Source organism: Bacillus thuringiensis (assembly GCF_001455345.1).
Taxonomy (GTDB): domain Bacteria; phylum Bacillota; class Bacilli; order Bacillales; family Bacillaceae_G; genus Bacillus_A; species Bacillus_A thuringiensis_N.
In genome coordinates this window covers 35,610-48,029 of sequence record NZ_CP013274.1, presented here as the reverse complement: position 1 = coordinate 48,029, position 12,420 = coordinate 35,610, and the positions used below count along the sequence as shown (strand labels likewise).

The window sequence follows — 12,420 nt, the reverse complement described above, 5'->3', positions numbered from 1 at the left end:
GATTTTAGAACAAGCCTTCTTCAGCCTTTACTTTTTCTTCACGAACTAAGCTATACATATTTGCTGCATCTTCTTTTTTTGTCGTTTCTTTCAATTCGTTTATTTTTACAGTTACTATTTTTTGCCCAAAACGAATTGTTAATTCATCAGCTACTTTCACATCTGAACTCGCTTTTGCCACTTGACCATTAATTGATATTCTTCCTTGGTCAGCCACTTCTTTCGCTAATGTTCTTCTTTTAATTAAACGCGATACTTTTAAAAACTTATCTAGACGCATGTTAAATCCCCCTATTAACGCTCTGTTTGTTTTGCCTCTTCCCATAAAACATCTAACTGCTCTAATGATAAATCTTGCATCTCTTTATTCATTTCAGCTACCTTTGCTTCCATGAATAAGAAACGACCAACGAATTTCTCATTAGTTGAACGTAACGCCTCTTCTGGATCTATTTTATAATGACGAGCTATATTAACAAACGCAAATAGTAAATCGCCAAATTCACCTAACATCTTCGTCTCATCCATGTTTGTAACTTCTTGTTGGAACTCTTGCCATTCTTCTAAGGCTTTCTCTATCATCGGTTGTACTTCAACCCAATCGAAACCAACCTTACCAGCTTTTTTCTGAATTTCATAAGCGCGTAATAACTGTGGTAAACTCTTTGGAACTCCATTTAAAACAGATTCTTTCACGAATCCTTTTTCCTGGTTTTTAATTTCTTCCCAATTGGCAATTACTTCATCGGCATTATTTACATCCATATTCCCGAATACATGCGGATGGCGACGAACCATTTTCTCAGATAAAGTTCGAATAATATCATCTATAGAGAACCAACCTTCGTCCTCTCCAATTTGGGCATGCAACATAACTTGTAATAATATATCACCCAGTTCTTCTACTAAGTGATCATCATCCTCTTCATCAATTGCTTCCAACACTTCATAAGCTTCCTCAATTAAATACTTCTTTAAAGATTGATGTGTTTGCTTTTTATCCCACGGACAACCATTTGGTCCACGAAGGTCTGCAATAATTTCTCTAAGCACATCAAACTGTTGATACAAGGACGCACGTTCCTGAACTGGTGGTACGTACACACTCGTTAAATTATTCAACTCAGTTTCATGATCTAACATGTACAACGGTACCTTTTTAACTTGTTCAAATGAAGTCCCTGCAGCTGTTACGATATACACTTCGTAATCATCTGGTAGCATCTCCATTAATGTTAATTTCACATCTGATGCAACGAATGCGTCATAAACTTGGCAAAAGATTAAATGTTGACGTAATTCTAATTGTCCTCTTTCAAATGATGTGGCGTCAATTAATTGGAATCCTTCAATCGGATCAATCTTAAGACTTGCAAACATAGGGTCAAGAAAACTTTGTCCACCTTCAATTCGCACCTCAACATTCGCTACTTCGCCTTTTTCCAAAAGTAGCTGAACCGTTCTTTCCGCTACAAGCGGGTGCCCTGGAACGGCATAGATGATTTCTGTGCCTTCAGCTTGTTCTAGTAATGTATTCGCAATTGTTTCATATACAATTTCAAATGTATCATGCGCTTCATATATATTGTCAAAGGCTGTATATTGTATACCATCTTTCTCCAACTCTTCTATAACGGGATGTTCCTTCGTTCTAACAAACATGTGATCTGCTTCTTTTATTTTCCGATATACACCCATCGTTAGCTGATCTAACTCACCAGCACCTAATCCTAAAATAGTAATGATTCCACTCACAACCTGCCACCTCTATCCACTCTTCTTCAATGAACCTTCTTTTTTCTCTTTTTTCATAACGGTTCCTATTTCCGCTTTTGTAAATACACGTAATTTTAAAATTAAAAACACATATGTTAATCCACCGATAGCTACACCTAACAACGCCTCAAGTGTCGCAATCCCTCTATGTTCCGTATCAATTACTAATCCAGACATTTGCAATACACGCATAAACATTATTAATACAAATCCCATACCGATACCACTAATAACTATACCTAACATATTCCTTTTATCGATAAGCGATTCCGATACAGCTCGCATAAGTAATGCACTATTTAGCAAAGAAATTACAAGTAACGCAACTAGTGTTGCAATTGCAGCTCCCTTCACACCAAAATACGGCATTAACATATAGTTTAAAGCTAACTTTAAACAACCTCCAAATATAACGAATATCGCTGGCTTTAATGTTTGTCCTAACCCCTGCAAAATAGAAGCAGTTGTAATCGACAATGAACTAAATAAAATAGATAAGGATAAAATGGATAAAACATCTGATCCATCACTATTTTCAAACAACATAATATTCGTAGGCTGAATAATACAAGTTAATCCAATGGCCGCTGCAAACCCGATAACAAATGTTATTTTCAGTGCTAACTTTACCTTTTCTCGAATAAAGGTAAGATCTCCTCTTTCCTTCGCCGCTGTAATAATTGGAATAAGCGACAACGAGAAAGAAGTTGTCACAACAGTACCTAATTGCAGAAGTGGGATACTTCTGTCATAAACACCTTTTAATACCTTTGCACTTTCAGCTTGCTCTCCTGCCCCAATAAGTAAAGAATAGAAGGAAACAGAATCGGCCATTTGTATAAAAATAAGCACTAAGTTACTAACACAAATCGCCAGTCCTTGCCAAAACAGGATATTAATAATCCTCTTTTTCCCTCTAATTCTCTTTACACTTTTAAAGAATATGGAACGAAAGTCATGACGCATATAAAGTACAAGTACGATAATCCCAATCAATCCGCCTGCGATTGAGCCTAACATAGCACCTGCACCGACTGTATATAAATCAAATCCGTGAGCAATTAGGAATAGAGATAAAAATACAATAATAGAAACACGAATTGTTTGTTCTATCACTTGCGAAACAGCTGTTGGCATCATATTATTAAAACCCTGAAAATATCCTCTTGCTACAGATAAAAACGGCATCAATATGAATGAAAACGAAATAACACGCAATAGCTTATCTAAGTGTATATCGCCCATGGCTGTTGCAATTGCTTCGGCACCAAAGAACAATGTAAAAAAGCCAATGAAACCAATTCCTAATAAAAACCAAAAAGATACACAAATAATTTCTTCTGCTTCTTGCTTTTTCCCTCGCTCTAATCGTTCCGCAACCATTTTTGAAATTATAATGGGGAATCCATAAGTAGCTAAAATTAAGCAAAATCCATAAAACGGATAAATTTGTTGGTAAATATAAAAACCAATATCACCCGCTATATTTTGATATGGAATACGGTAAAAAGCGCTTAATACCTTTGTAACAAAACTTGCGATTGTTAATATAATAGCCCCACGCCAAAAGGCTTGATATTTCCTCGATTCCATACAAGAAAACTCCTTTTTCTGTTCTCACCCCTCGTATTATATCATAAAGAAAAGGACAAACTTCCTTACCTACACGAGTAATAATACGTTCGTGCAACGAAAAAAGGTAGCAAAGCGCTACCTTCATTCAATATACATATATCTCCAAATAATTGATTTCTCAAGAAGAAATATCATAATTAGGACAGATTGCTACTTCTGAAATTCGATACAGCCTTATTGCTCCATCTGTTTCGCTAAAAAGCTTGCAGCTGTATTTACTGACTTATGCTCTATTTCACTTATAACATCCTCTTTAGAGAAGATAATAACAGCCCCAATTGGATCCCCATTCGCAACAATTGGACCAATTGTATAGGAATGAACTTTTTCTGTTACTCCATCAATAATTGAAATTTCGCTTTCATCTGTCATAATTACAGATTTACGCTCTTCCATTGTCTTCTCAATTAAATCGCCAACACTTTTATTTAAGTATTCTTTTTTAGATATGCCTGCTACTGCGATAATAGAATCACGATCGCATACAAGCACATTATGTCCTAAGCTATCGTATAAAGCTTCCGTATATTCTTTTGCAAAATCACCTAATTCACTAATCGGAGAATATTTCTTCAAAATTACTTCTCCATCGCGATCAACAAATATTTCTAGTGGGTCTCCTTCTCGAATACGTAAAGTTCTACGAATTTCCTTCGGGATTACTACCCTGCCTAAATCATCAATTCGACGTACGATTCCAGTTGCTTTCATTCTAATGCTGCCTCACTTTCTACTGATGATCAAAGTGGTGAATTTACCTGTTCATGTAAAAATCACCAACTGTTAGACATAGTATTTTACACATTAGTTCTTCTATGCACGTCGAATTGTATTTTTTTATCTTATATTAGGCATTTATGACTTCTTTTTTTACATCTGGTAGGCCTTTTAGTAAATTTTCAGCAATTGTTAACCACTTCGATGTTTCTAAACCATTTGTTTTCATAACGATTTTCAATTGTGATCCTTCCATTCCTAAACCAATCATACGTCCAAAACTATTTCCGAGCATGAATAATTTTCCGCCATCAATATTTTGGCTGGCTTGTTCCGAGAACAGGATTGTTACTTCAAATTTATTTTGCTTAATTAATTCAATTTGTTCTTTCATTGCTAATACTTTAATATTTGCAATTTGTAATAAGTACCCAACTTCTTGCGGGTAATCACCAAATCTATCTATCATCTCTTCCTGCAGCTCTTCAATATCCTCAATTGCAGAAACACCTCTAAATTGTTTATACATCATAATTTTTTGTTTACTATCTGAAATATAAGCATCTGGTAAATATGCATCTACTTCCAAGTCGATTTCAACATTAACTGTATTTTCAACTCCATCTGTTCCTCTGCGCTGTTCAATCGCATCTTTTAGCATTTGAGAATATAGATCAAATCCGACAGAATCAATAAATCCATGTTGTTCTGCCCCTAACAAGTTACCCGCACCACGAATTGATAAATCCCTCATTGCAATTTTGAAGCCAGATCCAAGCTCTGTGAACTCTTTAATTGCTTGCAGACGTCTCTCTGCAACTTCTGATAACACTTTATCACGTTTGTATGCAAAGTATGCATACGCAACGCGATTAGAACGCCCAACACGCCCACGAAGCTGATACAACTGTGATAGTCCCATACGGTCTGCATCAAATACAATTAACGTATTTACATTTGGAATATCTACACCCGTCTCAATAATTGTTGTACTTACAAGAACATCATGCTGCCCTTCTAAAAACGATAGCATAACAGACTCTAATTCACTTTCGTTCATTTTCCCATGCGCATAAGTTACACGCGCATCTGGAACTAACATCGAAATTTCATCTGCTTTTCGTTCGATATCCTCCACTCGGTTATACAAGAAATAAACTTGCCCACCTCTTGCAAGCTCTCGTTCTATCGCCTCTCGCATTAATGCTGGATTATACTCTACTACATACGTTTGGACTGGGAAACGATTCTCTGGCGGCGTCTCAATAACAGATAAATCACGCACACCAAGCATAGACATATGGAGTGTACGTGGAATTGGAGTTGCCGTTAATGTTAATACGTCAACATTTGCTTTTAATTGTTTGATTTTTTCTTTATGTGTTACACCAAATCTTTGCTCTTCATCAATAATCAGAAGTCCCAAATCTTTATAAGTGACATCTTTAGATAAAATACGATGCGTTCCGATTACAATATCTACCGTGCCATCTTTTAAACCTTTAATCGTTTCATTTTGCTGTTTTCTCGTACGGAATCTACTTAATAATCCTATATTGATTGGATAATCTTGAAAACGCTCTCGAATTGTTTCATAGTGTTGTTGTGCAAGGATTGTTGTCGGCACTAAAATCGCAACTTGTTTTTCATCCATAATTGCCTTAAATGCCGCACGAATAGCTACTTCCGTCTTTCCATATCCTACATCACCACAAAGAAGCCTATCCATCGGACGTCCGCGTTCCATGTCCTTTTTAATCTCTTCAATAGAGCGTAATTGATCCTCTGTCTCTTGATATGGGAAAGAAGATTCAAATTCTTGTTGTTCTGCTGTATCTGGTGTATATGCATAACCCTTTGAAGCTTCGCGCTCAGCATATAGTTTAATTAGGTCATCCGCAATGTCTTGTACAGATTTTTCGACTTTCGTTTTGACCTTCTTCCAATCATTCCCGCCCAATTTATAAACTTTAGGATCCTTCCCTTCAGATCCTACATATTTTTGCACTTGGTCAATTTGTTCAATTGGGACGTATAACTTATCATTACCTTGATATTTAATATTCAAGTAATCTTTATGAACACCATTAATCTCTAATGTCTCAATACCTAAGAATTTACCTATACCATGATTTACATGAACTACATAATCTCCAACTTTTAATTCCGAATAACTTTTAATACGTTCAGCATTCGATAACTTTTGCTTACGTTGTGATTTTTTAACTTTCTTATGAAAAAGCTCTTTTTCAGTAATGACAACAAGCTTTTGCATCGGCATTTCAAATCCTGCATGTAAATCACCTACAGCAATTTGTAACCTTCCAGGCAATAATATATCTGTGCCCTCTACAATATCTGCCTCAATATCATAATCACTTAAAATATGTTGTAGTTTTTTCACACGTTCATCATCTGTGCCAAGCACAACAGTCGTAAAATGCCCTTCGCTCCATCTATCAATTTCAGTTTTCAACAACTGCATCTGCCCATGGAAGTCTTGCATTGTTTTACATGTCACATTCACAATGTTTTGCGGATGTGTATGTGCTATATGACGTAAGAATAACGTTAAATATACAAAACTTCTTTTTTTATGATGAAGAAATTCCTCAAACGAGTGGGAGAAAGATAAATCTTGAATAATTGTTCCCTCACCAAGAAGTGATATATACCATTCCGCCTCTTCTGTTTCAAGATGTGATGCGGTTTCTTGAATACGGGAAATCTCATCTAAAACCACAACACCATCTTCTGGTAAATAATCTATCAGACTAGCAGGTTCTTTATAGAAAATAGATAAATATTTAAACATCTGTTCTATACTTTGCCCGTTTTTTAACATCTCAATTTCATGACTTACCGTCTCAAGCACTGTAGTCTTCAATTTATCATCGGAAAGTTTTTGCATCGTCTTGGTCAAGCCTTCCTCAAGATGCTTAATTCCCAATTTCAATTCTTCCTGCGAAAATAAAAACTCTGTTGCTGGACCAAATCTAACACTTTCTTTTTTATCTTGAGAGCGCTGCTCATCCACATCAAATAATCGAATAGAATCGACTTCTGTGTCGAAAAATTCAATACGAAATGGTAACTCTTCAGTTAGTGGATAAATATCTAATATTCCCCCGCGCAAACTAAATTCCCCAGGAGCCTCTACCATCGACTTACGCTCATAACCAATATGATGTAAAGTATGCAAAAATGTATCTAAATCAATCTCTTGCCCTAGATTGATTTCAATTTGCCTTTGCTTCCACAATTCTTTCATTGGTAAAAATCTGCGCAGCCCTGCAACTGGCGCTACAATAATCCCATTCTCTCCAGCAGCTAAACGGTTTAATACTTCAATACGTTGCGCCTTCAATTCTGGACTTGCAACACCAAGTTCTGATGCTATCAATTCATTCACTGGATATAGCCATACATCTTTTTCACCAAGTAATGCCACTAAATCTTCATGCACTTTTTGCGCTTGATATAAATTATGTGTCACAATAAGTTGTGATTTTTTTGTTTTTTTATATAAGGCCGCCATTAATAACGAACGAGAAGAGGTTGCCATACCTGATACAAGTTGCTCTTTTAAACCATCTTCTAATCCATTAATAACCGATTGGATCTCTTCATTTTTATAAAATTGTTCTAATAAACCTATCATTTTCAAAACCCCTCTCAACATAAAGAGCAAGCCACTATATTTTATGCAAATATTTTGGAAAAAGAAAACAGAAAAATGCTTTGGACACGCCAAAGCGACAACATTTTATTGCAGAAATTTTTCATATTCATAATACTCAGGATAAGATGCGAGCGTTTCTTGACACGATTCACAAATCGTTTTTATATATATATTTCCATTCTCATGAAAATGAATCATCTCTACTACTTCTTGCTCTGTTAGTTGAAATAAAACGTCGCTATATACTTTTTCTGCGGTAACGGAGCCTACATTACTCCCGCAATGTCTGCAATAATAATATCCTTCCATACTAGCCTCCTAAAAATCCAATTACCACTAGTATGGGTAAAAACTAAATAAAATATTCCAAACCATACCCTTAACTATTGAAAGTATTCATGATTTGAAGAAACGGTTTATTTAACCATTCTTCGCATGCATCTGCTGCTTTTTCAATAGAATGATTTACATCAGGAATTTCTTCCGATGTAAAGCGTCCTAATACGTAATCTACTACCTTCATTCCATTTTTCGGACGATCAATTCCCATACGGATACGTTGAAACTCTTGTGTTCCTAAATGTGAAATTGTTGATTTCACACCATTATGTCCACCAGCACTACCTTTCATACGAAGGCGTAATTTACCTACAGGGATGTCTAAATCATCGTACAGAACAACGAAGTCCTCTACATCAATTTTATAGTAATCCATAAGTGGACGAATACTTTCCCCAGATAAATTCATATATGTAAGTGGCTTTAGTAAGATTACTTTTTCTCCATTAACAAACCCTGCACCAAATACTCCTTTAAATTTTTGTTCGTTTAAAGAAATATTCCAACGCTTTGCAAGTTCATCAATCGCCATAAACCCAATATTATGCCTTGTTAATTCATATTCTCTACCCGGGTTCCCAAGTCCTACTATCAATTTCATTCTTGTACCACTACTTTCTTTTTTCGATACGAAAAGACGTAACCAATCTTGGTTACGTCTCATTCTATCCAATTAATTGAATAATACACTTACAGATTCTTCTTCGTATACACGAATGATCGCTTCTCCGATTAGTGGAGCAACTGAAAGTTCATGTACTTTGTCAATTTTTTTCTCTTCTGGTAATACGATAGAGTTCGTTACAACTAACTCTTTAATATTTGAGTTTTGGATACGTTCAATTGCTGGACCAGATAATACTGGGTGTGTACAGCAAGCATATACTTCAGAAGCACCGTTCTCAACAAGAGCGTTCGCTGCTAATGTAATTGTACCAGCTGTATCAATGATGTCATCAATTAAAATTGCTGTTTTACCTTCAATATTACCGATAATGTTCATTACCTCTGATACGTTCGGACGAGGACGACGCTTATCAATAATAGCGATTGGCGCTTTTAGGCGATCTGCCATTTTTCTAGCACGAGTTACCCCACCATGGTCAGGTGAAACGATTACGATATCTTTAAGACCTTTTGTTTCAAAGTAATCTGAAAGAATCGGTACACCCATTAAGTGGTCGATTGGGATATCAAAGAACCCTTGAATTTGTGGAGCATGTAAATCTAGAGTGATTACACGAGTTGCACCTGCTGTTTCAAGCAAGTTTGCTACAAGTTTCGATGTAATTGGTTCACGAGAACGCGCTTTACGGTCTTGACGCGCATAACCATAGTAAGGAATAACAATATTAATTGTTTTTGCAGATGCACGCTTTAATGCATCGATCATAATAAGTAATTCCATGATATGTTCGTTTACTGGGAAGCTTGTAGATTGAATAATGAATACATCGCAACCACGGATACTTTCTTCAATGTTAATTTGAACTTCTCCATCACTAAAACGATCAACAGAACATTTTCCTAGTCCTACTCCAATGTGCTTTGCAATTTGCTCAGCAAGTTCCTTATTAGAGTTTAAAGAGAATACTTTCAAATTAGAATTTAGATATTGAGTCGACATCTAGATTAACCCTCCACATTATGATTTTTTCTTATTCAGCAATTGATCAACATAGTCTTCTTTGTTAACTTGACGTGCACGTGCTACAGATAATGCTTTTGATGGAACATTCTCTGTAATTGTAGAGCCTGCTGCCACATAAGCACCATCTTCAACTGTTACAGGAGCAACAAGGTTTGAATTACATCCAATAAATACCCCGTTACCAATCACAGTTTTGAATTTATTCTTACCGTCATAGTTCACCGTAATTGAACCACAACCAAGATTCACGTCTTCTCCAACTTGTGCATCCCCGATATAACTTAAGTGTGAAGCTTTACTTCTATTACCAAAAACAGTTTTTTTGATTTCCACGAAGTTTCCAACGCGTACTTCATCTCCAATAACTGAATCTGGGCGAATATGTGCAAATGGACCAACCGATACTTCTGTACCAAGCTTACTATCATGTACAGTAGATTGACGAATTGTCGTACGATCTCCAATTTCACTATCACGAATTACTGTATGTGGTCCAATTTCACAATCTGAGCCAATTACAGTGTTCCCCTCAATAATTGTTCCTGGATGAAGAACTGTATCACTACCGATAATTGCATCAGCAGAAATATACGTGTTACTTGGATCAATAATTGTAACACCATTTACCATATTTTTTCGGTTGATACGGTTTTTCATAATAATTTCCGCTTGCGATAGAGCGACTCTGTCGTTAACACCTAACGTTTCATCGAATTGCTCTGTTTGATAAGCTGATACAATATGACCTTCATTTTTTAAAATCTCAATAACATCTGGCAGGTAATATTCACCTTGTACGTTATCGTTTGAAACTTTAGAAAGTGAAGCAAATAAAGCTTTATTATCAAAACAATACGTACCTGTATTGATTTCTTTAATAGCTAATTCCTTCTCATTTGCATCCTTATGCTCAACAATTTTTTCAACATGACCATTCTCATTACGAACGATACGACCATATCCAGCAGGTTCTTCTATGTAAGCTGTTAGCACCGTCGCCATTGCCCCTGCTTCTTTATGTTGCTGAAGTAATGCTTCCATCGTTTCAGCAGTTATTAGCGGTGTATCACCACAAATAACTAAAGTTGTTCCTTCTTCATTTGCAAGTACACTTGCAGCTTGATCTACAGCATGCGCTGTACCAAGTTGTTCTGCTTGTAATGCAAACTCACTTACGTTTCCTAGCTGTTCTTGTACCATTTCAGCACCATGTCCTACGACTGTTACAAGTTTCTGCAATCCTAATTGAGATACTTGATCGACAACATGTTGTACCATAGGTTTTCCACATACAGGATGAAGCACTTTGTATAGCTTAGACTTCATACGTGTGCCCTTGCCCGCAGCTAGAATCACTGCAAATCTGTTTGACATATAGACCCTCCATCGCAACCTATTTATCCATTAACGATATTATCCTAAATCATCATATATTTCAAGAAACACATTTTAACTATTAAATTTTACCATAATTCTTATAAGATGTTTTACTCTTTAGTATCTTTTTTAAGAAATAAGCTATACTATTTAAAATGATTTTGAAAAAATTAGAAGTTTTCCTCTTTGTTTTATTGAATTTAGAATTTTCCGAACGATATATAAATATAAACACAAAAAAACAAACTCCTGTAAATGCTTACAGGAGTTTGTTGCAAAATTATAGGACTTTCTTTAAAAAGCCCTTGTCATTCGAATTTTACGAAGCGCCCGCTTCTTCAAACTCAACCTCTTCTAACTCGCCTAAACGGTGATACTCTGTTAAAACCGCATCTTGAATTTTAGAGCGTGTATTAGAATTAATTGGATGTGCAATGTCACGGAATTCTCCATCTGGAGTACGTTTACTTGGCATTGCTACAAATAATCCATTATTACCATCAATTACACGAATATCATGAACAACAAATTCATGGTCTAGAGTAATAGAGGCAATTGCTCTCATGCGGCCTTCTGTGTTTACGCGGCGTAATCTTACGTCAGTCACTTCCATCTTGTGTTCACCACCCTTTTCTAAATAAGCGATATATTTGTATAAATTCCACAAAATTTCTATTTTCCCTTTAATTTTTTAAAAATTTTTAAGATAAAAATTTTTAATGTAATTGAATATAGAGATTAGTGGACGTTATCGCTTACAAAGAATTACTTAACTAGGGCAATTACTTCGATTTCAACTGATACATCTTTCGGTAATTTTGCTACTTGTACACAAGAACGAGCTGGCTTATGAGTAGAGAAATAAGAGCCATATACTTCATTAACAGCATTAAAATCATCCATATCTTTTAAGAATACTGTTGTTTTTACTACTGTATCAAATGAAGCACCCGCTTCTTCTAATACTGCTTGTAAATTTTGAAACACTTGCTCTGTTTGTACTGTCACGTCTCCTGCTACAAGCTCTCCACTTGCAGTTAACGGAATTTGTCCTGAACTATAAAACATATTATTTACAATAATCCCTTGTGAATATGGTCCAATCGCTTGTGGTGCATTGTTTGTTTGAACAACTTTCATTTTTTTCACCCTTTTATTATTTATTTTTACTCTTTAAAAATAGTGCACGAAAAGCAGTTTGTCCATCTATTTTATAATTTATAAATAGAATAAAAAAAAGATA

The 12,420-nt window shown here is 35.6% G+C and carries 11 protein-coding genes; all 11 read right to left on the bottom strand.

Annotated features, from left to right (window positions below):
• Window positions 1–4: 4 nt before the first annotated feature.
• Entirely contained in the window at window positions 5–280 is a 276-nt protein-coding gene (locus ATN06_RS00480) for an RNA-binding S4 domain-containing protein (protein ID WP_001234876.1), read from the bottom strand.
• Window positions 281–294: 14 nt separating this feature from the next.
• The gene (mazG, locus tag ATN06_RS00475) at window positions 295–1,755 is read right to left on the bottom strand and encodes a bifunctional methyltransferase/pyrophosphohydrolase YabN (protein ID WP_060629183.1); all 1,461 of its coding nucleotides are present in this window, start codon (window positions 1,753–1,755) and stop codon (window positions 295–297) included.
• A 12-nt stretch (window positions 1,756–1,767) separates the two neighbouring features.
• Entirely contained in the window at window positions 1,768–3,369 is a 1,602-nt protein-coding gene (locus ATN06_RS00470; protein WP_060629182.1) for a putative polysaccharide biosynthesis protein, read from the bottom strand.
• 216 nt (window positions 3,370–3,585) lie between these two features.
• Window positions 3,586–4,122, bottom strand: a complete 537-nt coding sequence (gene spoVT / locus ATN06_RS00465) for a stage V sporulation protein T (RefSeq protein WP_060629181.1) — start codon at window positions 4,120–4,122, stop codon at window positions 3,586–3,588.
• Between the two features lie 136 nt (window positions 4,123–4,258).
• Complete coding sequence (gene mfd, locus ATN06_RS00460; protein ID WP_060629180.1) at window positions 4,259–7,789, bottom strand: transcription-repair coupling factor; 3,531 nt, start codon at window positions 7,787–7,789, stop codon at window positions 4,259–4,261.
• Window positions 7,790–7,894: 105 nt separating this feature from the next.
• Window positions 7,895–8,119, bottom strand: coding sequence for an anti-sigma-F factor Fin family protein (locus tag ATN06_RS00455; protein ID WP_000399441.1), 225 nt, complete (start codon window positions 8,117–8,119; stop codon window positions 7,895–7,897).
• Window positions 8,120–8,189: 70 nt separating this feature from the next.
• On the bottom strand, window positions 8,190–8,750 hold the full coding sequence (gene pth / locus ATN06_RS00450) for an aminoacyl-tRNA hydrolase (protein WP_001979768.1): 561 nt from the start codon (window positions 8,748–8,750) through the stop codon (window positions 8,190–8,192).
• 72 nt (window positions 8,751–8,822) lie between these two features.
• Window positions 8,823–9,776, bottom strand: a complete 954-nt coding sequence (locus tag ATN06_RS00445) for a ribose-phosphate diphosphokinase (protein WP_000107420.1) — start codon at window positions 9,774–9,776, stop codon at window positions 8,823–8,825.
• Between the two features lie 18 nt (window positions 9,777–9,794).
• Window positions 9,795–11,174, bottom strand: coding sequence for a bifunctional UDP-N-acetylglucosamine diphosphorylase/glucosamine-1-phosphate N-acetyltransferase GlmU (gene glmU / locus ATN06_RS00440; protein ID WP_000071039.1), 1,380 nt, complete (start codon window positions 11,172–11,174; stop codon window positions 9,795–9,797).
• 322 nt (window positions 11,175–11,496) lie between these two features.
• Window positions 11,497–11,790, bottom strand: a complete 294-nt coding sequence (gene spoVG, locus ATN06_RS00435; protein WP_000454042.1) for a septation regulator SpoVG — start codon at window positions 11,788–11,790, stop codon at window positions 11,497–11,499.
• A gap of 152 nt (window positions 11,791–11,942) precedes the next feature.
• Entirely contained in the window at window positions 11,943–12,317 is a 375-nt protein-coding gene (locus ATN06_RS00430; RefSeq protein WP_060629179.1) for a RidA family protein, read from the bottom strand.
• Window positions 12,318–12,420 lie beyond the last annotated feature (103 nt).